Source organism: Verrucomicrobiota bacterium, assembly GCA_034440155.1.
In the GTDB taxonomy this organism is placed as follows: domain Bacteria; phylum Verrucomicrobiota; class Verrucomicrobiia; order JAWXBN01; family JAWXBN01; genus JAWXBN01.
Genome location: JAWXBN010000090.1, coordinates 28478 through 53015 on the forward strand (window position 1 = coordinate 28478; position 24538 = coordinate 53015).

The following is a 24538-nucleotide window of genomic DNA, read 5'->3' on the forward strand; positions in this document are numbered from 1 at the left end:
AATCCATTAAAAATATCCATGTTAATTAGAAATTCAACCTTTCATTGACATTCCTCTGTTAATAAAAAAAACAGAAACCGGCCAATAAACTTATGAAATATAGACGTTTCGGACGGACTAACCTTCAAATACCTGTTTTATCATGTGGCGGAATGCGTTACCAGCACAGCTGGAATGACACTCCCCTGGGGGATATCCCCGCAGATAACCAGTCCAATCTAGAGCAAACAATCCATCGTGCGTTGGAACTAGGGATTAACCACATTGAAACCGCACGCGGGTACGGTTCATCAGAGGTGCAGCTCGCACAAGTCCTCCCGCGCGTTGAAAGGAATAAGATTATTGTCCAGACAAAGGTAGCACCGTTTGAAAATCCGAAGGAATTCCTTGCGACTTTCGAGACATCCATGGAGCGGTTAAATCTGGATTATGTTGATTTATTTTCCCTTCACGGGATTAATACCGCTGAGATACTAGACTGGTCCCTAAAAAAAGGTGGATGCATGGACATCGCCCGCCAGCTCCAAAAGGATGGACGTGTCCGTCATATCGGATTTTCCACCCACGCTACCTGCGATGTCATTACAAAAGCGATTGAATCCGATGAATTCGACTATGTGAACCTCCACTGGTATTTTGTGAATCACCTGAATTGGCCGGCAGTGGAATGCGCCGCCCGTCACGACATGGGAGTCTTTATTATCAGTCCGAATGACAAGGGGGGGAAGCTCTACGCGCCACCGGAGAAATTAGTCCGTTTGTGTGAACCCCTTTCCCCGATGATTTTTAATGACCTTTATTGTCTTTCCAAATCCGGAGTCCATACATTGAGTATAGGTGCGGCCAAACCTTCCGATTTTGATGAGCACATCAAGGCCTTGGAATATTATGATGATATCTCTACGACCATCGCATCCATTGAAAGCAAATTGCGCAAAGAGATGGATTCCGTCCTCGGTCATGACTGGTGTGCAAAATGGGATCAAGGAATCCCCGAATATTTCGATATTCCTAGCCAGATCAATATCAAAGAGATCCTGCGGTTATGGACCTACACAAAATCTTTGAATCTAATCGACTGGGGCAAGATGCGCTACAATTTGCTCGGGGGCGCCGGAGGACACTGGTTCCCCGGTGAAATGGCCAAGGAAATCGATAACGAAAAAATTATTCAGGCCTGCCAAGCAAGCCCGTTTTCGGAAAAAATCCCGACTATTCTGAGGGAAGCCCATGAGTTACTTTTTGACAAACCAGTTAAACGCCTCAGTCAAAGTGATTAATCTCACCCTCTGCTAATCCGTTTAGACAAATTGCATCTTCATTAAAAACTCAGCATTGGACTGTGTGGCACTGAGTTTCCCGAGCATATTGGTGTAAGCCTCCACGGCGGGCAAAGTTCCCATAGCTTTCCTCATCAGATTCACACATCGTAACTCATCAGGGTGCAGTAATATCTCCTCCCTGCGGGTTCCAGACCGCGCAACATCCACAGCAGGGTAAATCCTCATATCCGAAAGGTCCCTGGAAAGGTAGAGCTCCATATTTCCCGTGCCCTTGAATTCCTCAAAAATCAATTCATCCGCCTTGCTCCCGGTATCGACGAGCGCAGTCGCAATGATAGTGAGACTCCCCCCCTCTTCCACATTCCTTGCACTCGAGAAAAACTTCCGGGGCCGCATCAATGCCTTTGCATCCACCCCGCCTGAGAGCACACGGCCATTACTTGGCATCATATTATTATACGCCCTTGAAAGGCGTGTGATACTATCTAACATTATTAATACATGCTTTTTATTCTCCACCATTCGTTTGGCGCGTTCCATAGCCAGTTCTGCCACTTGGATGTGACGGGCGGGATTCTCGTCAAAAGTCGATGCGATGATTTCAGCTTGTAGATTCCTCTCCATGTCGGTCACCTCTTCAGGGCGTTCATCGATCAAGAGGATAATCTGAACCAGCTCTGGATAATTTGCGGTGACCGCTGTGGAAATTTTCTGCATCAGGACGGTCTTTCCTGTCCTGGGGGGTGCGACGATTAATGATCTTTGACCCCGGCCAATGGGACAGAGGAGGTCGATTACCCGTGAAGATATCTCATGAGGGTCATGCTCCAAAATCAGACGTTCCTTGGGGAATTCAGCAGTCAATTGCTCAAAAGGCATCCGAAGGCGGTTCCCGTCAGGATTATTTCCATCGACAGCCTCGATTTTTAATAGCGCGAAAAATCGCTCATTATCTTTAGGCGGACGGATGTGACCGGTGATCTGGTCTCCTGTTCTTAAACCAAACCGCTTGATCTGCGAGGGGGAAATGTAAACATCCTCAGGACAGGGGAGATAATGGTACTTTGGGTAACGAAGAAAACCATAACCCTCTTGGGTGATTTCCACGATTCCCTCGGCGACCATATGCCCGTATTTCTCGGCATTTTTCTTTAAAATTTGAAAAACCAGTGCTTGGGTATCATTCGGATTAAAATCCTCCACCCCATAGTCCCGCGCCAGATTAAATAGATCGGGTGCTGCCATGGATTGAAGATCAGAGATATTCAGGTCGGTGCCGACCAGATCTTCACCTCGGAATTTCCGCCGGACAAAACGCCTTCCCTTTTTAAAATAGGGCCGGGCCACCTTCCCTTGGGGTTTGTCGACATGTTCACCCTGGCGGGGGGTTCCATTTTCAGCGGGATTTTGTGGTGTGGGATGTAGTGGGTCAGAAGTCATGTCAGGGGATTGCTCTTGAAGATTAGTGGTGTATTGAAGAGATGTAATTAATAGGTAAACGACTATTTATCGATCCGACAAGTTCAATTTTTCTAACAAAATACATGTCTGACGATCCCTATGGCCGGTCGTGAAATTATTCCAAATAATAAAATCTGATTTTTCAGCTTTTATAGCCATTGGAATTTGCGCGTCAATACGTAAAAGAGCCTCATTACGGGATAACTTGCGTTCATTGACCAATCGACCGACTTGGATTTCTGGTGAACAAACCACACTGACAATCATGTCAAATTCACCTTCGGCATGGGTTTCAAACAGGAGGGGGATTTCCACAAATACAGTTTGGCCCGGGTTTTTCCCTACAAATTCTGCAGCTTGTGTTTTCCAAATCCGTCGAATTTCAGGATGTAGGATCCCATTTAAAACCCCCCTCTTTTCGCTGTCCCCAAATACTTGCCGGGACAGTTTTTCGCGTGAGATATTTCCGTTGTTATCAATAATCTCGACACCGAATCTCTCAATGATTTTGGATGCGCAAACAGACGTTTTGAGGAGTAACCCGTGTCCAATCTGGTCAGTTAAAATAACGGAGTACCCTTTCCCCCTGATAAAACCAGCTACACTGGATTTTCCACATGCTATCCCGCCTGTTATGCCAACAAACATTTATTCTAACACTATTTGACCATTACCTAATAAATGATGGGCTTTCCCTTTATGCCAATTTTTTACCTCTGACATAAGATATAATGCACTCAGTGGAAAATCACCACCCTCTAATGTTTTACCGTCCAACCTCTGACCGCCTCCCCTGTATAGATAACTCGTTCCCAAATTGTAATCATAATAACCGAAGGATGGATATTTTTTATTTTTTGGTGATAAAAATATTTTATTCGGCACGTAAGCAACGAGGCAATAAGGTAAATCCAAGCGTCCATCTGGAAGTGTTGATTGTGGATCATCGACTATCAAATCACCATTTTCATCGAATTTTGCAATTGCCGGTATAAATCCATCGTTATCGGCGGCGTAAGCCAGAATACCGGTATAAATCGTTCGTAATTGGGTCAAGGCTGTCCCTCTATCCGCCATATCCCGTACATTTTTGAAGAGGCTAAATGAGATTGTAGCAAGTACCGTAACAATCGCTAATACACATATTATCTCTATTAGCGTAAACCCTTTATTATGTTCACGATAGGACATATACTAAAATCTAAATCCATTGGAGGTATTATCAATAACATTTAATTTAATATTAACAGATACTAAGTTTGCAGTATAACTTCCAAATCCTGCCTGCACTGTCACTGACCATGTACCTTTTGCGGGAACATTCAAAGCCAATAATGAACTATCCGGTATGAAGCTACCAAAGATTGGAATTTTTCCTACTGAGTATATTGTCTGTTTTGCATTACTTTTAAAATTCAGCGAATGCGTATATGAAGCAGAACTAGTAGTAGCAAACCCTGACGTACCCCTATAAAAAGGGCGGAGTAATGAATAGGTATTTCCCTCTGGATCAGTAAGAACAATTGAAATACCATCCAAATCCCATGTGGTCTGCACAACCACTTTTACCTCCGCAGAATACACAATACCATTATCATCTACATCCGCGCTTACAGTTGCGGGAAGATATCCATCAGAACTTCCATAAACATATTGATAATAATCAGTACCATATGAATTATAATAGTAGATTGATGTGTTAGTGTATCCATAAAATGATGAAGTGCTCGTATTGGTTGTTGCCGCATTATTCACGACGTTCAGGTTAGTAGAGCCTGGGTATGTGTAGCTGTAATTTGTATTTCCATATTGGTCTACACTTGTATATGTTTCGGTAGAATTATATGTGATATTTGAAATAAGTGGTGGTGGCGTCGTAATATCAACGTAAGTATATCCCGAATAATAATATGTGTAATTAGTGCCATCTTGCGTGTAACTGCTTGTGGTAGATGGATAAGAATAGTTATTTGTGTAATACTGGCTGAAATTAGAATTAGTCGTATAGGTGACATTATATGCCGCAGTCAGTGCTTGAGGCATATTTATCTTAGCATTTACGGCTCTTGTATTTACAACTACACCACCGGACGAACTAAAACCATTGATCTGTCTCCTCTGAGTATCAATAAAATAATTTGTATTCCCAGTCCCTTGACTTACTAACGATGGTGTATTTGTTCCTGAATTTTGTCCTGTAATAGTAACCCCATTAGACGTGGTAGTTGCAGAATTTGTAATGGCAGTAGGGGGTATACTAGGAGTAGTCGATTGTGCGCTTAAAGGATTTGTAAGAATTAACGCGACTAATAATATTAAAAAAACACGCATAAGGGACTTTCCAACTTTCATAGAATTATGTCAATTCTATTTGTTTAATGGCTGTCCAGAAGGATCCACCAATGATGCCGTGACAAAAATCGTCAGATTCTTTTTCAAACTCTGGTTGGTTTCGTTTTGGAATAACCTTCCGATTCCCGGGAGATCACCTAAGAATGCCACTTTATCATGGGTTTTTTGAATATCCTCACGGATCAGGCCACCTAATGCTACGGTTTCCCCGTCATAAACATAGACTTGTGTTTCGACTTTACGGACACTAAAAATAGGTTGATTGATCACATTTTCTGTCAATAACTCCCCGGTGGCCGCACGAATCGGACTACCATAGTTAATAAAACCGTCAAATTCTGTCACTTCAGGGACCAGTGTTAGCTCAATGGTTCTCTTGTTTGCACCCACTGAAGGTGTCACGGTAAGAATCACACCCGTCTCGCGTGTGACAAAGGCTGTCGGTGTCGAGGGGGTTACGATTGCGGCTGAGACTGAATCACCCGTACCGGTAGGCACCTGAGGCCTTTCATATTCAGACGGATAAATAAACTCACGGGTGATCCCCAGACGGGCCTGCTGTCCACTCTTTGTGGTTACGGATGGTGCTGAAAGCAAATCCACATTCTTTTTCTGTTGTAAAGCACGAATCACTACTTGGAACTGGGGATTTGTCAACACACCGGTAATCGCCAAAACAGGATCAGGTGCCACGGTTAACGCATTGCCTAAAAGTGAATCAATCGTTGAATTTTGAAGAGAATTTCTCCCATCTGCTGCAGAACCATTGGCATTTCTCAAACCTCCTGTGATCAAATTCCCCACAGAACCAACAGTACCAGCCCCACCGACAGTTACTTTACCATTACCCACACCAATATTACCCAGAATCCAGTCAAAACCTAATTCCTTTAAGTCATTCTGGTTGAGTTCCACAAAACGCGCTTCAATTTGAATTTGAAAATTCTCTTCGTCGCCAATTCTCACAAGTTCGTCAATCAATTCCAGATTGGATGTTGTATTTACTACCAGTAATGTGGTCGGGCTAATTAAACTCGCTGAGGCCCCTTCGGGGAATGTTACCCCCTTGGCTTCAAGGCTTTCACGTGCGCCACCTTGAGAAATCGTTGTCCCTGATGATACCCGTGCTGAATTCCCTGTGGTGGCAGGGCCAGTCGAAACCTCGGAAGTAATAAAACCAGCTGGAATTTTAAATTTACGGCGTTGTAAACTCTCATTTTCACCTGCACCGGGCACGATCACTACAGCAACAGGATCAATCCTAAAACCAACATTGGCTCCTGTGGTAATAAAACGAAGGGCATCCCTCAGGGAAACATTTTGTAAATCCAATGTTACTGGATTGGGTTGGACATCGGGAGGTAATTGCACTACAAAATTCACCCCTTTTTGGCCATCGGGAGATTTTGTATCTAATATTCTCGCCTGTTCTTGCATATATTTTACGGCTGATTGAAGGCTTGCATCCGTAAATTTCAAATTTGGAATTTTAATATCATTGAGTTTTTTCTCAATATCTGTGCCCATAGACACGGGATCTGAATAGGTGGAATCACTGGGAGCAAAATTAGATTTTCTGCGATAATCTTGAGACCACTTATTTTTAACTTCCCAAGCTGCTTTTTCATCAATCGTATCCTTGAGGACTTCTGCCGCCTTATACTTCTTTTGATAGACGGCTTCTAAACGTTTGGCAGCGGCTGTATTATCCTTATCAATCGAAAGAATTTGCTCATAACTTTTAATCGCTTGGTCATATTGACCGGACTGGAAATAAGCATCACCATTTTTAAAAAGTGTGCTCACATCTTTTGATTGTGCCAAAAATTCCGGACTAAGAGCCTGATTGATATTTTCGCGGTCAAATTGCCTTTTTTCAGCTAATTTTTTAGCTTTGATCTCTTCTTGTCCTAAAAGCGCGAATGCTTCCGCATTATTCGGATTATACTTGAGGGATTCCTTCAGATACTGGACGGCCAATTCAGGATCCCCGTCTTGGGATGCTTTTACAGCCCTCATGTAGGCTACCGAACTCAACCCATTCTGCACATTGGCATAGGCTACGCTATTTGCCGGAGAAGGATCACCTAAGAGTGATTTCGCTGCATTAAAGGCTTCTTCAGCCTTTTCGAGTTCACCCCCATTAAGGTAAAGATAACCATTAGTAATTAATTGATCGGCTTGTTTGAGCTCAGCTTGTCTTTGTTTAACTTCCTCAGCAGAAAGTTTATTAACCCCCGTGGGCCCAGCATAAGTGCCCGCCATTAAATTCATTTTTACTGAATTTAATAAAAATAAAATTCCTAAAATGTAAATGACCCTCAACATGACTTTCATATTTAGTCCTATAATATTCATTTTTTCGTGATATCTATCTCAAACCGTTGATCTTCAGCATTTTGCTTTTGAACACTAACTTTATCAGATTGAATGTCAATAACTTTGTATTCGTTTTCCCTAATTTTAAAAACTTCACCTACTTTGACATTATAAGAGTTCTTTTCATCTTTCTGTGCTAAAGGGAAGTCAATGATGGCCGAAATAATACTTGCTTGTTTACGGTCACCTAATATCAAGGTAATTTCCAAACCATCGTCTCTTTTGACCTTAAGCTCAGAAAGGTCCACCATTTCGTTACCTCCCGTTGAGGGATTTATCCGTTTTTCAGCCTTTTTCTCAAAAGCCATAATCGAGTATTCACCATCCGCACCCAGGCTTTTTTCCCCTAATTTCAAGAATTCGGTCTTCACCTTTCCAGCCTTGTCAGAGCGGTTCACCTGGAATGTTTTGACACCGCCTGTTTCGTTATATTCTTTAAAAAGAATATAAAAATCTTCTTTGATATATTCTTTCCCGACAAGCTTTGTAGCCCAATCCGGCCTACTATCGGCTGAAACAGGAGAGGTCTCCTGCTTACCCTCGGTTACTTTAGAAAACCAAATATACTCATCGTACGTGGTAAATCCGTCCTTATCCGGATCATCACTACCGACTCCCTCCACCTTCGAAAGGGCATATTGGTCTAACCACCAAAACGGGATTCCGTCGATCGTCTCATTTTTTTGATCCACCCACTCGGCTTTTCCTGACTCCGGATTATATTTTATTTGCCCTTTGGGCCCGAAAACTTGATGGCCAATCTGGTCATCACGAACCCAAGGTTTTGGATTCTTCAAGTCTTCAAAAATTTTCACAGTCGGAGCCGCATTCCAATTACTGACTCTTCCCCCCTTTAATTGAGTAGGGTCCATGACTGGTCCGAGATTTTTACTGAACTCCCCGTAACTCATAAAGGTCATGATACAAATCACGATTAGCAGCAGCATGGCCGCCGCCAATGCGACGGGTGCCTTCTCTGATTTAAAATCAATTTTCAAGGTTGAACCTCGCTTTTAATGGGTTCCGTACCCGGATAATTGAATATTAAAAGCTCAAAGCGAACTGTGACATTGATTTTATCTAAGCCGAAAATGATCCGAGGTGCAGAACTCTTCTTCTGAGTTTCCTCGATTTCTTCACTGGTCATGTCCTTTAATGTGGGAATTTTGAGATTTTGGTTCTTGGCGATCACGTCCTTTACCACAAAAAGGTTCCTTGATTTGGCCATCTGATTAACCAACTCTCTCAGGGAAGTAATATCCCCGACAAATGAAACTTCAAAGGGAAGGCGCATCAGGCCCAGTTCGCTATCCTCAGTAATTTTCAGGTTCATGGAACGGGCGCTCTGGGTGGGTTTTTCATTGGGTAGTCCGGCCCTGTCTATGGACTTTAATTCTTCAATCCCATCAATATTCAAAACCATCGGGACAAGGGCTTTTAAGGCACCTAATTGTTTATAAAGGATATCCGTGTTTGAATCATCAGGCAACACGCCCCCGTACATTTCAAAACTAAACCCGTAATCTTTGGGTATTTGGACTTCCGCTGTTTTTGCCATGGTGGTCATTTCTTGGCGGAATTCGACAATTTCATTACGCAGGTCAATCGGCTTGATATTATCTTTAGGAATTGCCGGATTATTAAAGTAATCAAGGAATTGTTGTTTCGCTGAGGCAATCTCCTTTTGGCTATTTTGGACTAATTTAATATTTTCCGCTGATGGAAATGGTTTTGACTCGAGGAGAGGATTGAGTTGTCCCCGTTTAATCTCAATATTTCCTTCTGCTTCCTGTAATCCCTCCGATGAAGAAGAGATCAAATATAAACCGATCAACCCGAGCACCAATGTCACGGATGTGATGACGATAATCGTGATGTTATCTTTGAATTTCACTGTTTTAATACTTCACTTTGATTTTGATTCAAAAAAGCCTCGACGGGTTTGATTCCCACGCGGATCTGGAATGAATAAACAAAATCCCCTTGTTTGGGAGTCTCCAGCTTTACAATCGCCTTATTCACATCAGGAACCACAAAATAAGGCGATTCCTTCAGCCTTTCGACAAACTGGTACACCACATCGGATTTCCCCTGTCCTATCTCTTTTTCATTGTCGACTTTGCAGAGACCTTCAATCATGTAAACTGTAGCTGCCAATTGTCTTTCAGCTTCATTCTTGTTTTTGTTCAAAGGCTTCTGTTTCTTGTCATCTTTGGCAGGTTGTGAGCCCAAAGGAATCGTCGCATTAGTCGGTTCAAATGTCGTCACCCACATATTCTGGTGGATCCTCTCGGTCATATCGCGGGCTAACTGGGAAAAATAATCTTTTTGGGAGATGATCCCAGTGATTTTTTTAATCTCATTCTCCATCTCCACCTGTTTTTTTAATTCTTTAGTGATCGTATCCTTGTTTGATTGATACTGATCGACCACAGCATTGATATCTCCCAGATTCTTCTGGACTCTTTCTTCTTTCCGGTAAATCGCAAACCAAGCGATATAAATGGATAATAAAATCGCTGTCGCCGTGGCAATATACTGGGGCAACCGCAGTCGCGCAGTCCTGCGCGAAACGATAGAAGGCGGTTCCAGATTTATCTCCACAGTTCCTTGACCTGATTGCCGGAGCGCCAAGCCGGTTAATTCTGAGAGGGAATGGACAGAGGAAGAAATATTTTCCTCACTAATCCGGGGTGATACTTTGATATTTTTGAGGGGATTCAGGTACTCCACCTCCACATTGAGTTTTTCTTTAAAAAACTGTGGCGTGTACGTCATGATACTACTGCCACCACAGAGATATAAACGATCCGCTGATTTTCCCCCTTGTTGTGTGCGGTAGAAATTCGTTGACCGTGTGATCTCGGCATGGAGACGGGTCATCCCTTGGCGGATTAATTTACTGATCCGGGCGACATCCGGATCTTTGGGATCTTCATAGGCACCCCCTAACCCCACAAATCCCTTACTCCTTTTGAGTTTCTCGGCCTCTGCGAAAGGAACCTGGAATTCCGTCGCAATACTCTGGGTCAAATTATTCCCCCCTACCGGGATGGAACGGCAGAAAAAACGGTCTTTTTCGATAAAAATAAGATTTGTGGTCCTCGCCCCGATATCGACAATCAAACTACAGCCTGATGCCAGACCGTAACTATTCCGGAATGAATTATAGGTCGCCATCGGGGCCACATCCGTGAGGATGGGTGTCAACCCGATATGGGTCATCATCGCGTAATTTTCCTCAATGACATCGCTTTTAACCGCAAAAAGGGCGACTTCATATTCCACACTCCCAGGGGGTGATATAATCTGGTAATCCCAAACAACTTGGTCAATCGGGAAAGGCACATTCTGCTGCGCTTCGTATTTGATGATTTGCTTGAGTTTTTCCGGGCGATCTATGGGTGGAAGCTTGATGAATTTCGGGAAAACAGATTGCCCTGAGATCGTGTAAGCGATCTTTTTATGTTTGATGTGGCGTTCCTTAAAGATTTTCGCCAAAGAATCCTGGACGAGCGGGAGCGGATTGATTTCTTTTGACGGATCTAGTTCCAAATCCGTAAAAAAGAAATTCTCAAGGACCAAAATTCCCCCTTTATCTTGGGAAAATTCAGCTACCTTCAGCGTATAAGAGCCTATGTCAATGGCAACAATCGATGTATTGGACATTTTAAGCGATAAACTTTTTATTCTTTAATCATTTCATACGTTCCCCACCAAGATTCATTCCAAGGGGTTTTTGTCTTCTTTAAAAGTACTCCGGAGGTTGTGGAAATGGCACTTTTCCAATCAATATTTTTTAAGAGTGCTTTATCGGTACTATAAGCATCTTTCTTTTTTCCCCCGGCGGAAATCTCTACATATACAAAGGCTTTTGTATTCGACCTGAAGGCTGAACTCCCCCCGTAACGTTTAACAAGATTCGGATGAATATACACAGAGGCATAGTGGGGCGCACCATCATAAACATTCAAGTAAACCACTTCCGTGCTGAAAAATGAATAAGAGTCATACCATTCCTTTCCTTTGGGTTTGGTTACATCATCTATTCCCATAACAAAGTTAAATTGAACTTCCGGTGTGAAAGCTTCTGCTGGAGTGGCCGGTTTTGTGTCGCGTTTTGGATGAACCTCATATTCCACAAAAATTTCTATCCAATTTTTATCAATACTGGTAATCGCTGGCCGTCCGGGAGTTCCTTCATTGTTATTTGGTAACTCGTTAATCTCCACTTTCTTAATTTTAAAATCCACACCCATCGGTTCATTATCCTGTGCAATAAGGCTCAGTTGGGCCCCTTGAATTACGAAAATCATTATGAAAATTTTAAATATTGCTTTTATGGACATGGACTTCCTTTCTATTTCTATGTAGAAACTCACATAAACCTACGTATTGTGAGGCCTTCGGTCAACTAAATAAGATTTTTTAACTTGCTCAATTTGGTCTTTTTTCCTCGTAAATGAATTTTCGACTATCTCAATCTTAATCTTGCCCCCTTGCCATGAAAAAGCTATTTACCATAAGCTTATGTCAGCAAATCAATCTCTCGACGTAAAATATGTGGCTCATCTGGCCCGCCTGAGCCTGAGTGAAGACGAAATTTCCCGTTTTCAAGGCCAATTAACCCAAGTCTTGGAGTATATCGAAGATCTCAAAAAACTCGATGTCGACCATGTTATTCCTACAGCCCATGCTGTACCGCGCTTTAATATCTGGCGGGAAGACGTGGAAAAAGCTTCTTTGGATGTTAATCAAGCCCTCCTTAATGCCCCACAAAAAAACGGGGAACTCTTCTCCGTTCCTAAAGTCGTCGAATCATAAATCACCCATCCCCTTTATAAACAGCCATGAATCTCTCCACCCTCCCCCTCCACACACTCCACGAGCAACTTGTTTCCAAGCAAATTGCTCCGCTAGACATTGCCGAATCTTTAATCTCCCGCACTGAAGCCGTCGAATCCAAGGTCGGGGCTTTATTGAATTTCGACCCCGAAAAACTCCGGAAGGAAGCCTCTCAAACGACTTTTGACCCCGAAAAACCCCTCTCTGGTATTCCTGTCACACTTAAAGACAATATTAATGCCTTGGGTGAAACTTGCTCCTGCGGTTCAAAAATCTTGGCTCCATACCGTTCACCCTATGATGCCACCGTCACACGCAAATTGCGCGAGGCTGGGGCTCTGTTTTTTGGTCGGGCAAATCTTGACGAATTCGCCATGGGCTCCTCCACAGAAAATTCCGCCCTCAAAATAACCCGTAATCCTTGGGATCTTGAACGTGTTCCGGGTGGATCAAGCGGTGGTTCAGCCGCCTCTGTCGCTGCCGATGAGGCTATTTGTTCACTCGGCTCTGACACCGGAGGATCGATCCGCCAACCGGCATCTTTGTGTGGCGTAGTCGGCCTGAAACCCACTTATGGACGTGTCTCCCGTTTTGGACTGGTCGCATTCGCCTCTTCCCTCGATCAAATCGGCCCGATCACTAAAGATGTCCAGGATGCAGCCATCCTCTTAAATGTGATTTCAGGCCATTGCCCGATGGACTCCACCTCATTAGATACCCCGAAAGAAGATTTTACAGCGGACTTGGGCAAGGGTGTCAAAGGACTCAAGATCGGGCTCCCTAAACAATATTTTATCTCGGGGATCGATGCCGAGGTCGAAAAAGCTGTTCGTGACGCGGTCAAACAATATGAATCTCTCGGAGCGGAAATCGTCGAAGTCGACCTACCCCATACGGAATATGCCGTGGCCACCTACTATATCATCGCCACTGCGGAAGCCTCTTCGAATCTGGCCCGTTTTGACGGGGTGCGTTATGGACTACGCTCTCCTGAGTCTGATGGGATCATCGATATGTATGGAAAGACCCGTGAATTAGGTTTTGGCCCCGAGGTCAAACGCCGCATTATTTTGGGCACTTATGTCCTGAGTTCAGGATATTATGATGCCTACTATCTGCGTGCCCAAAAAGTACGCACACTGATCCGGAAAGATTTTGAGCAAGCCTTTACCCAATGTGATGCCATCATCACCCCGACCTCTCCGACAGCTGCCTTTAAGGCCGGTGAAAAAACAGAAGACCCCCTTCAAATGTATCTGGCTGATATCTTTACAATCGCGGTGAACCTCGCCGGTAACTGCGGAATCTCCATTCCTTGCGGATTCACCGGCAGCGGGTTGCCCATTGGCCTACAGTTATTAGCAAACTCGATGGAGGAAAGCAAATTGCTCCGGATCGCCGATGCTTACGAGCAATCCACCTCGTGGCACAGACAAAAGCCGAAATTGTAAGGGCTTTTTGGATTCTCATTTTTGGTTTAAACCAGCATCTTTGATGTATTCGTCACGACTGGTATGATCCGAAAAATACAGTCAAACCTAGCCTGATTTCAGCCGAGTGATGCCGCCAAGGAGATTACTTTTTAATCAGTTCAGGATATTGCTCGGCAATCTTGCGGTATGCCATAAACGCCGCCCGGCGTACTTCGGGGTCGTTATTCTGATTCTTGATGATTTCCTCAAGGAGACTTACAGAATCTTTATCCCCATAAAGGCCGATCGCCAAAAGGGCAATATAGCGTACCTCTGGGGCAGGATCACTTTTTGCCATTTCACGGATACGCGGCAGCCCCGGCCCCGATTTCATCTCCGCCAAGCCGTCCACAGCAAAACGACGGTAATCGGCATCTGGATCTTTCGTGAACTCGATTAAAATAGCTTCGGCTTGGGAATCTTTGAGATTTGCGAGGGCTTGCGCGGCTGTCATCCGAGTTAATTTATCATCTGACGACAAGGCTTTTTGAAAAACCGCTTTGTTTTCGTTTGAACCTAAAAGCCTCAGCGAAATCGAGGCATTTTCCCGGACATAAGAATCTTTATCACTTAAAAGCTTGATTAAAGCTTCAGCCGCTTTGGGATCACCAATTTTCCCGAGTGATTGGGCGGCCTCTCCCCGGACAAACCACGATTCATCGCCCAGGACCTCGATCAATGCATTCACAGCCTGTTTTTCCCTGATTTCACCAAGGGCATTGGCGGCAGCACGGCGGACATCTTTGTCCGGATCTTTCAGCAAGGCGACTAATGGTTTGAGACTATTGGGGTCTTTGGCAGAGGAAAGGGCTTTGGCAGCTGCATTACGGACGACCGGGTTCTTACTGGCAAGTGCATCGATGAGCACAGGGTCGGAGTCACGGTATTCAGGCTCACCTGTCTGTCCCTTTTTACGGGGTTTTTCGAGCAATTTGCGGTAAGCACGGTAAGCCGTGCCTGGATCATTTGCATTCAAGTAGACAATGACTACTTGGCGTTGGAGCTTGAGGTTAGTTGGTTCAGCTTCTAATCCGTCAGCCAAAAGGGATAAGGCATCGGAAAATTGTTTTTCCTCTATCAGTTGATTGGTTCTCTCCAATGTCTGGCGCTCTACTTTGGATGAGCAACCACCCAAAATGAACATCCCAAAGGTGAGTACGAGCGCAAAAGATAAAAAGTCCAAGTTTCTCTTCATATAAAAAACACTAACGATTCATAAAAATAGTCACAAGTGTAATTTTCTTTCCCCGGAAAATGCTTTATTATACATTTCATCATGCTTCAGAGACGCAGACGTATATATTATTACTCCATCCTCTCAGCATTTTTCCTGTTAGTTTTGGTGGTCACCTCTTTTTATCTCTATCAAAAACTCTCTCCCAGGCCTCCCGAAAAACCCTTTCCATCGACGGGGGGTGAAAGTTTCCCCGTCCGGGTCATCTATGACATCCCGCAGTTCTACCAAGATGATCCGCTTTGGTACCACGATGAGATCGGTATCAGTGGTTCACGCATGGGGCCGGAAGGTTGTGCGGTGACGGCAGCAGCCATGACCCTTGACTCCATGGGCATTGATACCGATCCAGGGAGATTAAATGCTTATTTATCAAAAACACACGGGGGCTACACTGCCAGGGGCTGGATTTACTGGGAAAAGGCTGCGGAGATACAGCCCAGCAAGGTTTATAAGGCTTTTGAAGGGATGGGCGACCACAAACTGATTGATGAATCTCTCAAAAAAGGCCTTACGCCGATCATCAAGATTTACTTGCCAAATGGGGTCAGCCATTTTGTCGTGGTCATCGGCAAGGAGAAAAAACGTTACCTCATCCGCGATCCCAGTTCCCGTTTCGACGGGCAAATTGTTTATCTCGATGAAGCGCACCCCCAGACCCTCATCTACGGTGTACGCCTCTATGATTACCGTTAATTAGCCGCCTTACGTTCCCGAAAGAGAGCGATCCAGACACATATCTCATAAAGACCATAGAGCGGTAGGGATAATGCCATGAGGGTGAAGGCATCCGATGTCGGCGTCACAGCAGCAGCGATAATAACAATAATCAAAAAAGCATAACGCCTGCCCTTACTGAGCACCCGGGCAGGTAATACTCCCAGCCGGTTTAAAATCAAAACCACAATCGGTAATTCGAATGAAAGGCCAAAGGCTAGAAGGAAATTCGATACAAATGAGAAATAACCCATCATGGACCAGCTGGGTTTAAAACCCATTTTTAAGGATTGGGAAAAAAAGAAGTCTAGAGTCAGGGGTAATAACAAAAAGTAAGCAAAAAGGACCCCCGTCAAAAAAAGAAAAATCCCTGATCCTACCCCCGGTAAAATGTATTTTTTTTCTTTTTTTGTCAATGCTGGTAGGATGAATTCCCCGAGAAAATACAGGATAAATGGGGCCGAAATAACAGCCCCTCCATACATCGCGATATTCAGTACCATATTAAAAGAATCCGCCACCCCGAGATTCAATAAAAAACTCTTTGGATCCCCTAATCCGTTGACTTTCGAAAGCGGATACAAGTAAAGATTCACCAGTTCATCCGTAAAAATAAACCCGATCAAGATTCCGAGGGCGACAGCAATCACCATTTTGACAATCGCTTTGCGCAAATCATCCAAATGTTCGAGGAATGATTTATATCCTCCACTATCGATTAATGCCCGTTCGTCATCCATTTGATATGCAGAATAAAAAAGCGGCTTCAACTGTTAAATTCAAGCCGCCTTTCTGTAAATTTTTTTAATAAAATCAATGAGGGGGAACTACTTTTTATCCTCATCATTTTTCTTGTCTGATTTGGCACCGGAATCATCCACATCCTTAGCCTTCTTAAATTCATTAATGGCTTTCCCGAGGCCCTTGGCTAATTCAGGCAACTTTGCCCCGCCAAAAAGAAGAATGACAATGCCCAAAATAATGATCCACTCATATCCACCCGGCATACCAAAAGCAAAAATAGGATTAATCATATTATTTCTTTACGATACCAAATTCACAACGACGGTTAAGAGCCCAAGCTTTTTCGTTATTCACTTTATCCAGAGGACGTTCAAATCCATAACTCAATGTTCCCACCCTCTTCCCGCTGATACCCAGACCGATCAAATAATCACGGCAAGCAATCGCACGGCGTTCACCCAAGGCACGGTTATAATCGGCTGTTCCGCGCTCATCCGTGTGCCCGAGGATATAAATATTCATATCAGCGTTTTGTTTCAGATAGGTTGCGACAGTCTCAAGCTTCGAACGCTGATCTGGAGCGATCGTGGAGCTATCGAATCCAAACTGCACGTTATACAGTTTAAGGGTTTGTTTATCGAGATTTTTGTCAGGATCAAAACTATCACCCACTCCAAAAGTACGGTCGGCAGGCATTTCAGTCGCAGAATCCCAACCTCCTGCGTTAGCCCCCGCACTTCCCGCGCCTGCGCCTGCGCCGGGATCCTGCAGGTCTTCGGAAGCACAACCAGCCAAGAAGGCGACACCAGCACATAGAATGAGGATTTTGAAACGATAGATAAGTTCGATCATTGTTTTCATGGAGATATATTAATCAATATTGGAATCAATCAGTTTTTTAAGTTTTTTAATAGGTTATCGGGACCAGGTTGATTCCGTCGCATTTCCCGATCCTCCAACTACTTGTAAAGTTTCCCCGCTACCAACGTCAAGAACAATAAGATCAGAGCCACCCCCGCGGTGGCGGGTATAAATTAATTGACGGCCATTTGGTGACCAACAAGGATCTGTACTTTCATCCCCTTGTGTCACCGTTTTTGTCTGTTTTGTCGCGAGGTCATAGATGGCAATCTGGAATCTCCCACCTTGGCGCGTGGTAAAAGCGATTAATTTTCCGTCGGGTGACCAGTTTGGCCGAGTGCTGTAAGTGGAGCCTGTCGAAAGACGCTCGGAATTCCCCCCCCCTTTAGAAATGATGTAGAGCTGCACGCTGCCACGTTCATCCGACACATAACAAAGCCTTTGCCCATCTGGCGACCATGTAGGTGAAGACGATGTGCCCCGAGTCTTTGTGACGCGGGCAGGTTTATCCTTGCCCACTCCTGTGAGTGGAATCAAGGCGATCTCGGGTGTCCCGAAAATACTCGCTGAAAAGGCAATCTCGGAATTATCAGGAGAAATGGCTCCCCCGGTATTTGTCCCGGCATAGGCAGCCACGGTTTTCCGGTCTTTCTCCACAAGCCTCTGGAGGACTAGATCAGGGAATCCAGCTTTGTAGCTCGTATAAACCAAGTATTTACCGTCACGGGAAAGACTGGGACCCACATTGAGCTTTTGGTCACTAGTTGCTTGCCGGGCATTAGCCCCATCATAGTCGGACAAGAAAATTTCCTTTTTACCCCCGCGCTCTGTGACAAAAGCGATCTTGCTATTCCCAATGCCTTTGACACCAAATTCCGCCTTCACAATTTCATCCCCCAGACCGTGAGCACCGTCACGGGGAGAACCGGCAAATGACTGGTCGATAATCGTCTTTCCAGTAGTATCCACCACGACTCCTTGCACGCCCGAGGCACTTGAGGTACCTTTCACCGTATAACGTCCTAATCCCGCGGCCACGATCTTAAATCCTTGGATTCGTAAATCCTGCTCGAGGACTTTAGTCGCTTCCGCCCCGCCTGCACCTGTAATTGTTTCAACAGTAATCGGAGTCTGAGCTTTTGATGCGACTTGGACCGTAATGGCCTGTTCTTGGGCAAATACGGGTAGGGATATAAAAATCAGTGAAAGACAAAAAAATGATATGTTTCTGAGTATCATACATTCCAAGAAAAGCATTTCTCCCATTACATCAAGCGCAATCTGGTTTATTCTTCCCAAAACCCGACCACGCAGATCTGAAAAAATCGCCCACTTTTCCTCTCCCACGCTTTTCCTCTCCCACGCTTTTACTTCACCAGGTCTTGGTTAGTCCGGGTATCACGGGTGGCGATTTTTGCGGGTTCATAATTCAGGTAAGGAGAAAGCCACCTTTCAGCCTCCTCCTGGGAGATTTGTTTACGCAGGGCGTAGTCGATGACTTGGTCGCGCCCGAGTTTACCCACCGCAAAATAATGGCTTTCGGGATGGGCAAAATATAACCCGCTTACCGAACTAGCCGGCCACATCGCGCAGCTTTCCGTCAGGGTAATACCCGCATTTTTCTCCACGTCGAGCAGGCTCCAGAGAGTGTTCTTCTCGGTATGGTCCGGACAAGCGGGATACCCCGGTGCTGGACGGATACCTCGGTATTTCTCCTCGATGAGTTCGTCATTGGAAAGCCCCTCGGTCTTACCGTAACCGAAAAATTCACGGGCTTTTTTATGCATGAGCTCTGCAAACGCCTCGGCTAAGCGGTCGGCCAAGGCCTTCGCCATGATTGACTGGTAATCGTCGTGGTCTTTCTCGAAACGAGCACAGAGTGTATCCAGACCGGCACCCGTCGTGACAGCAAATCCACCCAGATAATCCTTGAGCCCGCTCGCCTTAGGCGCGATAAAATCCGCCAAAGCCTCATTGGGTTTGCCTTCACCTTTATTCATCTGCTGACGCAGCGTATGGAGACTCGTGAGCAATTTGCTGCGGGACTCATCGGTATAGACCTCGATGGTCTCTCCCACACTATTGGCGGGGAAGAACCCGATCACGGCGCGGGCTTGAAGCCATTTATTTGCGATGATTTCCGAGAGCAATTTGCGGGCATCGTCGTAAAGCTCCCGGGCTTCCTTTCCAATCACTGGATCATTAAAGATTTTCGGGAAACGACCGCGGAGTTCCCACGTATGGAAAAAGGGTGACCAATCGATAAACTCGGCAATTTGTGCGAGGTCAAAATCTTCAAACGTACGGATACCGGTGAATTCAGGCCGGGCAATTTGCTCGGGCTCCCAAGCAATTTGCGGGGCGCGCTGGCGGGATTCATCCAGAGAAAGGAGGTTGGCTGCAGAACGGCGCAGGGCATGGTCCTCGCGGATTTTGGCCTGCTCGACTTTCAGGTCCGCAGCAAATCGCTCACGGTTCACCGGATTAAGCAACTGTGAAACCACGGGTACGGAGCGGGAGGCATCGAGGACATGGATGACTTCCTTGCTATAATGCTGGGCGATTTTCACGGCGGTGTGTGCTTTACTGGTCGTGGCCCCACCGATCAGAAGCGGCAGGGTAAAGCCTTCACGCTCCATCTCGCGGGCGACATGCATCATCTCATCTAGTGAAGGCGTGATCAGCCCGCTTAACCCGATCACATCGACTTTCTCTTCCCGGGCACGGGCGAGTATTTTATCACAGGCGACCATGACCCCCATGTCGATCACTTCATAATTATTACATTGCAGGACGACCCCGACAATATTTTTACCGATATCATGGACGTCACCTTTGACCGTGGCCATTAATACTTTGCCCTGGGCACGGGTGTCCCCGCTGAGACGTTTTTCTTCTTCCATGTAAGGAATCAGGTAAGCGACGGCTTTTTTCATGACACGCGCACTTTTTACGACTTGAGGTAGGAACATTTTTCCCTCACCAAAAAGGTCGCCCACTACATTCATCCCGCCCATGAGCGGGCCTTCGATGACCAGAAGTGGTTTCGGATATTTCTGGCGGGCCTCCTCGACATCGGCATCGATGAATTCAATAATGCCTTTAATCAAAGCGTGTTTGAGCCTTTCTTCTACTGTCCCCTCACGCCAGCTCATGTCTTCCTTCGACTCGGCTTTTCCCGTTTTTTTGACGGTTTCAGCAAAATTCACGAGGCGTTCTGTGGCATCGATGCGACGGTTAAGCAGCACATCCTCGACCATTTCCATAAGGTCTTTGGGCACCTCCTCATACACGGCTAATTGCCCGGCATTCACGATCCCCATATCTAGCCCGGCCTTGATCGCATGGTAAAGGAATGCCGAATGCATCGCCTCGCGAACGTGGTTATTGCCCCGGAAACTAAATGAAATATTACTGATCCCTCCGCTGACTTTGGCATGGGGCAAGTTGCCCTTGATCCAATGCGTCGCGCGGATGAAATCCACCGCATAATTATTATGCTCCTCGATACCCGTGGCCACAGTCAGTACATTGGGATCAAAAATAATGTCTTCCGGCGGGAATCCAACCGTATCCGTCAGCAGCCTGTATGCGCGTGTGCAAATCTCGACACGGCGCTCAAAGGAATCAGCCTGCCCCTTTTCATCAAAAGCCATGACGACCACCGCCGCCCCATAAGCGCGGACGAGGCGTGCCTGATCGATAAATTTCGCTTCGCCCTCTTTCATGCTGATGGAGTTCACAATCGCTTTGCCCTGCGTACACTGGAGCCCTGCCTCGATCACCGACCATTTGGAGCTGTCGATCATCAGGGGCACACGTGAGATGTGCGGCTCGGAGGCGATGAGATTAAGGAATGTCCGCATCGCGGCTTCCCCCTCGATCATTCCTTCATCCATATTAATGTCGAGAATCTGGGCGCCATTATCCACTTGCTGCCGGGCGACATCGAGGGCGGCTTCGAATTGATTTTCCTTGATGAGCTTGGAAAATTTTGGCGAACCCGTCACGTTACAGCGTTCCCCTATATTTACGAAGTTCGTTTCCTTGACGACATTCAGGGGCTCAAGCCCGCTCAAGGAAAGGATATGATTGGGCTGTGGCCATTGGCGAGGCTTGGATTTCGCAGCGACCTTGGCGATCTCGCGAATGTGATCCGGGGTCGTCCCACAACAACCACCGACAATATTCAGCCAGCCGGCCTTGAGCCATTCTTCGATCATGGGAGCCATGGTCTCAGGGGTCTCGGGGAACCCCGTCGCTGACAGGGGATCGGGCAACCCGGCATTTGGATAAATACAAAGTGGGACGTGCGCAAGTTGCGCGAGCTCCTCGACATACGGGCGCATTTCTTCAGGCCCGAGAGCACAGTTTAATCCTACAGTCAAAAGGTTCGGCGTGTGGCTGATGGAGTTCCAAAAAGCCCCGATCGTCTGGCCGGAAAGGGTGCGGCCACTCCGGTCGGTAATCGTGCCCGAGAGCATCACCGGCAGTTGTTTACCACTGTCATTAAAGTATTTTTGAACGGCAAAAATCGCAGCTTTGAGCACGAGCGTATCAAAAGTCGTCTCGATCAAGATCACGTCGCTACCTCCTTCGACCAAGGCTTTAACCTGCTCGTAGTACGCTTCGACAAATTGCTCGTAAGTGTGTGTCCGGTACGCGGGATTATCGATATTTACCGCGAGTGAAAGCGTCCGGTTGGTCGGTCCCATCGCCCCGGCGACCAATGCAATCTTCCCAGGATTTTTTGCGACAAAATCATCCGCGGCCTTCCGCGCAATTTGTGCAGCGGCAAAATTCATCTCAGCTACCAAGGACTCCATTTGGTAGTCATGCATGGCGATTGTTGTCCCACTGAAAGTATTTGTCTCAATCAAGTTCGCACCGGCTTCAAGGTATTGCATATGAACCTCATACACCACCTCAGGCTTAGTCAGGACAAGCAGGTCGTTATTCCCTTTGACATCAATAGGCCAGTCCTTGAAGCGTTCACCCCGATAATCCGATTCTTCGAGTTTATAACGTTGAATCATGGTTCCCATCGCGCCGTCGATGACCAAGATTTTTTCTTTGAGGATATTTTTAAGTGTAAGGATGTCGTATTTCATATCAAGTTATCAAGATATGATGATATGACATTTCGAATTCCTTCGCAACCGTTTTTTTCGTGCAAGACATATTTTATCTTAAAATAAAATTCCCTTTTAACCGTCGGTCCTTAATCAAACCACAAACTCTTTTATCAAGGGCTTGATACCCGTCAGCTCGATACTGCGTGTATCTGGTTGCGAGCCACCGACATAGAGCTTGAAGCGGCCGGGTTCAACAAAACGTTTTCCGGCATCATCAGTCACGAGGAGTTGATCCCGGTCGATTAAAAGCCGGATTGTCCGGGATTCCCCTGCCTTGAGATGGATTCTTTCGAAAGCGGCAAGCTGGCGGATGGGGGTCGGGTAATTACTTTCACAATCGCTGACATAGGCTTGGACGACCTCGTCGCCATCGCGCAAACCTGGATTTGAAAGAGTGACTTCCGCCACGATTTCAGGAGTGACGGAGACTTGAAGATGATTGTATGTAAATTCCGCATAACTGAGCCCGTAACCGAAAGGGTAAAGTGGATCACCGCGGAAAAAACGATACGTGCGGTTATCCATGGCATAATCGCTGAAATCGGGTAAATCGTCTGTGGAACGGTAGAAAGTGAATGGCAACCGGCCCGATGGATTCGTTTCTCCAAAAAGAATCTCGGCAATGGCCTTTCCCCCTTCCGCACCCGGATACCATCCTTGGAGAATAGCCGGGAGATTCTCATCTGCCCAGACGGGAGCAAGGGCACTGCCGCTCATGAGGACGAGAATGACCGGCTTTCCTGTGGCGGCGACTTTTTGGATCAAAATATTTTGTACAGCGGGTAATTCAATGGCCGTTTTGTCCCCGGCAGCTTCTGAGTTAAAGGCATCTCCCGCTTCTCCTTCAATGCGTGGGGTGAGGCCCATGAACATTACGACGACATCGGATCGTCGTGCCGCGATGAGGGCCTCGGAGATACGGTCGTCATCCTCGGCACAAGCCTCGGTGCGTGCAGAGATGTGTTCACACCCCCGGGCATGCCAGACTCTGCATCCTGACTCGACAGCTTCGAGAATGCCTTCCAGCGGGGTGATCTGACGGGTCGGAGTACCATTGTAGTTACCCAGTAAGATATCGCGCAAATCTGCATTTGGTCCGATAACGGCAATCGATTTAATTTTCTTTCGATCCAGCGGGAGCAAATTGCCCCGGTTACGCAAGAGCACGATACTCTGACGCGCGGCATCGAGGGCGGCCTGACGGTGGGCATCACACTCGATAATTTCATAAGGTGTATCACTTAAAGGGGCTGAACCCTCCGGATCGAAAATGCCGAGGCGAAATTTCACCCGGAGCAAATTGCGCAGGACTCCATCAATCTCGGACTCAGTGATGAGACCGCGCTCAAAAGCAAGGGTCACCCCCTGCTCCCAATCAGTCAGGCAATCAACTCCGTTTTTGAGTTCCATTGCGGCAGCCTCGGCATAATCAGCACATTTTTTATGTTCCTTATAAAGTGCCTCTCCTGCCCCGGCATCACTGACGACAGCCCCGTCGAAACCCCATTCCCCACGCAAAATGTCTTTGAGCAGGAAAGTATTTGCACTCGCAGGCACTCCATTAATCGCATTATAAGCACTCATGACGGAATTCGCCCCCGCTTCCACACACATTTTGAATGCGGGCAAATAAGTCTCCCGCATATCACGCATGGAAACAACCGAATCAAAGCTCAGCCGTGTGGCCTCCGGCCCACTATGAATAGCAAAATGTTTCGGAGTCGCACAAACCTTCAGGTGATCGGGGTCATCACCTTGGAGACCTTTGACGTAAGCGACTCCGAGGGAGCCGGTCAAAAAAGGGTCTTCACCATAGGTCTCATGGCCGCGGCCCCAGCGTGGATCCCGGAAAATATTAATATTTGGCGCCCAAAAAGTCAGCCCTTTATAGGTGCCAAAGTCGCCCTGCCTCACGGACTCATGATGACGCGCACGGCCTTCGAGGGCTATAATCTCTCCCATTTTTAATACCATATACCTGGAAAAAGTCGCTGCCATGGCGATGGCTTGGGGAAATACAGTCGCCGAGCCACTGCGCGCCAGACCATGGAGGGC

20 protein-coding genes are annotated in these 24538 nt (G+C 46.2%); 4 read left to right on the top strand and 16 right to left on the bottom strand.

Annotation, left to right across the window (positions count from 1 at the left end; translation table 11 throughout):
* The first annotated feature begins 92 nt into the window (after positions 1-92).
* The gene (locus SGI98_09550) at positions 93-1280 is read left to right on the top strand and encodes an aldo/keto reductase (protein ID MDZ4743646.1); all 1188 of its coding nucleotides are present in this window, start codon (positions 93-95) and stop codon (positions 1278-1280) included.
* A 21-nt stretch (positions 1281-1301) separates the two neighbouring features.
* On the opposite strand, the gene rho is transcribed toward SGI98_09550, so the two are convergent.
* The 9 genes from rho to SGI98_09595 all read right to left on the bottom strand — a co-directional run bounded on the left by rho (position 1302) and on the right by SGI98_09595 (position 11824).
* The gene (gene rho / locus SGI98_09555) at positions 1302-2723 is read right to left on the bottom strand and encodes a transcription termination factor Rho (protein ID MDZ4743647.1); all 1422 of its coding nucleotides are present in this window, start codon (positions 2721-2723) and stop codon (positions 1302-1304) included.
* 66 nt (positions 2724-2789) lie between these two features.
* On the bottom strand, positions 2790-3392 hold the full coding sequence (gene coaE, locus SGI98_09560) for a dephospho-CoA kinase (GenBank protein MDZ4743648.1): 603 nt from the start codon (positions 3390-3392) through the stop codon (positions 2790-2792).
* Positions 3393-3935, bottom strand: coding sequence for a type II secretion system protein (locus SGI98_09565; GenBank protein ID MDZ4743649.1), 543 nt, complete (start codon positions 3933-3935; stop codon positions 3393-3395).
* A gap of 3 nt (positions 3936-3938) precedes the next feature.
* Positions 3939-5096 (bottom strand): hypothetical protein, encoded by a 1158-nt coding sequence (locus tag SGI98_09570; GenBank protein MDZ4743650.1) that lies wholly within the window; start codon positions 5094-5096, stop codon positions 3939-3941.
* 15 nt (positions 5097-5111) lie between these two features.
* A complete protein-coding gene (locus SGI98_09575; protein MDZ4743651.1) occupies positions 5112-7370 on the bottom strand; it encodes a tetratricopeptide repeat protein in 2259 nt (752 codons plus the stop codon).
* Between the two features lie 80 nt (positions 7371-7450).
* The gene (locus SGI98_09580) at positions 7451-8473 is read right to left on the bottom strand and encodes an Amuc_1099 family pilus-like system protein (GenBank protein MDZ4743652.1); all 1023 of its coding nucleotides are present in this window, start codon (positions 8471-8473) and stop codon (positions 7451-7453) included.
* Positions 8470-9369, bottom strand: a complete 900-nt coding sequence (locus SGI98_09585; protein MDZ4743653.1) for an Amuc_1100 family pilus-like protein — start codon at positions 9367-9369, stop codon at positions 8470-8472. The genes SGI98_09580 and SGI98_09585 overlap by 4 nt, the downstream gene beginning before the upstream one ends.
* Complete coding sequence (gene pilM, locus SGI98_09590; GenBank protein ID MDZ4743654.1) at positions 9366-11144, bottom strand: type IV pilus assembly protein PilM; 1779 nt, start codon at positions 11142-11144, stop codon at positions 9366-9368. Before pilM ends, SGI98_09585 begins: the two co-directional genes overlap by 4 nt.
* 17 nt (positions 11145-11161) lie before the next feature.
* Positions 11162-11824 (bottom strand): Amuc_1102 family pilus-like protein, encoded by a 663-nt coding sequence (locus SGI98_09595; protein MDZ4743655.1) that lies wholly within the window; start codon positions 11822-11824, stop codon positions 11162-11164.
* A 181-nt stretch (positions 11825-12005) separates the two neighbouring features.
* On the opposite strand from SGI98_09595, the gene gatC reads away from it, so the two are divergent.
* Both gatC and gatA read left to right on the top strand, forming a co-directional pair.
* Complete coding sequence (gene gatC / locus SGI98_09600; GenBank protein ID MDZ4743656.1) at positions 12006-12299, top strand: Asp-tRNA(Asn)/Glu-tRNA(Gln) amidotransferase subunit GatC; 294 nt, start codon at positions 12006-12008, stop codon at positions 12297-12299.
* A gap of 26 nt (positions 12300-12325) precedes the next feature.
* A complete protein-coding gene (gene gatA, locus SGI98_09605) occupies positions 12326-13771 on the top strand; it encodes an Asp-tRNA(Asn)/Glu-tRNA(Gln) amidotransferase subunit GatA (GenBank protein MDZ4743657.1) in 1446 nt (481 codons plus the stop codon).
* A 124-nt stretch (positions 13772-13895) separates the two neighbouring features.
* Here gatA and SGI98_09610 read toward each other — a convergent pair whose 3' ends face one another.
* Positions 13896-14987: a HEAT repeat domain-containing protein gene (locus SGI98_09610; protein MDZ4743658.1), complete on the bottom strand. Its 1092-nt coding sequence runs from the start codon at positions 14985-14987 to the stop codon at positions 13896-13898.
* 81 nt (positions 14988-15068) lie between these two features.
* On the opposite strand from SGI98_09610, the gene SGI98_09615 reads away from it, so the two are divergent.
* The gene (locus tag SGI98_09615; GenBank protein MDZ4743659.1) at positions 15069-15722 is read left to right on the top strand and encodes a cysteine peptidase family C39 domain-containing protein; all 654 of its coding nucleotides are present in this window, start codon (positions 15069-15071) and stop codon (positions 15720-15722) included.
* Here the strand turns inward: SGI98_09615 and tatC are convergent.
* The 6 genes from tatC to SGI98_09645 form a co-directional block, all read right to left on the bottom strand.
* Positions 15719-16483 carry a twin-arginine translocase subunit TatC gene (gene tatC / locus SGI98_09620; GenBank protein MDZ4743660.1) on the bottom strand — a complete coding sequence of 255 codons (765 nt, stop codon included), beginning with the start codon at positions 16481-16483 and terminating at the stop codon, positions 15719-15721. The genes SGI98_09615 and tatC overlap by 4 nt on opposite strands.
* Before the next feature lie 87 nt (positions 16484-16570).
* Positions 16571-16777 (bottom strand): twin-arginine translocase TatA/TatE family subunit, encoded by a 207-nt coding sequence (gene tatA / locus SGI98_09625; GenBank protein MDZ4743661.1) that lies wholly within the window; start codon positions 16775-16777, stop codon positions 16571-16573.
* A 1-nt stretch (position 16778) separates the two neighbouring features.
* Positions 16779-17348 (bottom strand): OmpA family protein, encoded by a 570-nt coding sequence (locus SGI98_09630; GenBank protein ID MDZ4743662.1) that lies wholly within the window; start codon positions 17346-17348, stop codon positions 16779-16781.
* Positions 17349-17402: 54 nt separating this feature from the next.
* Positions 17403-18587 carry a hypothetical protein gene (locus tag SGI98_09635; GenBank protein MDZ4743663.1) on the bottom strand — a complete coding sequence of 395 codons (1185 nt, stop codon included), beginning with the start codon at positions 18585-18587 and terminating at the stop codon, positions 17403-17405.
* A gap of 128 nt (positions 18588-18715) precedes the next feature.
* Positions 18716-22459 (bottom strand): methionine synthase, encoded by a 3744-nt coding sequence (gene metH, locus SGI98_09640; GenBank protein ID MDZ4743664.1) that lies wholly within the window; start codon positions 22457-22459, stop codon positions 18716-18718.
* A 114-nt stretch (positions 22460-22573) separates the two neighbouring features.
* The coding region (locus SGI98_09645) for a glycoside hydrolase family 3 C-terminal domain-containing protein (protein ID MDZ4743665.1) at positions 22574-24538 on the bottom strand (1965 nt) is incomplete at its 5' end.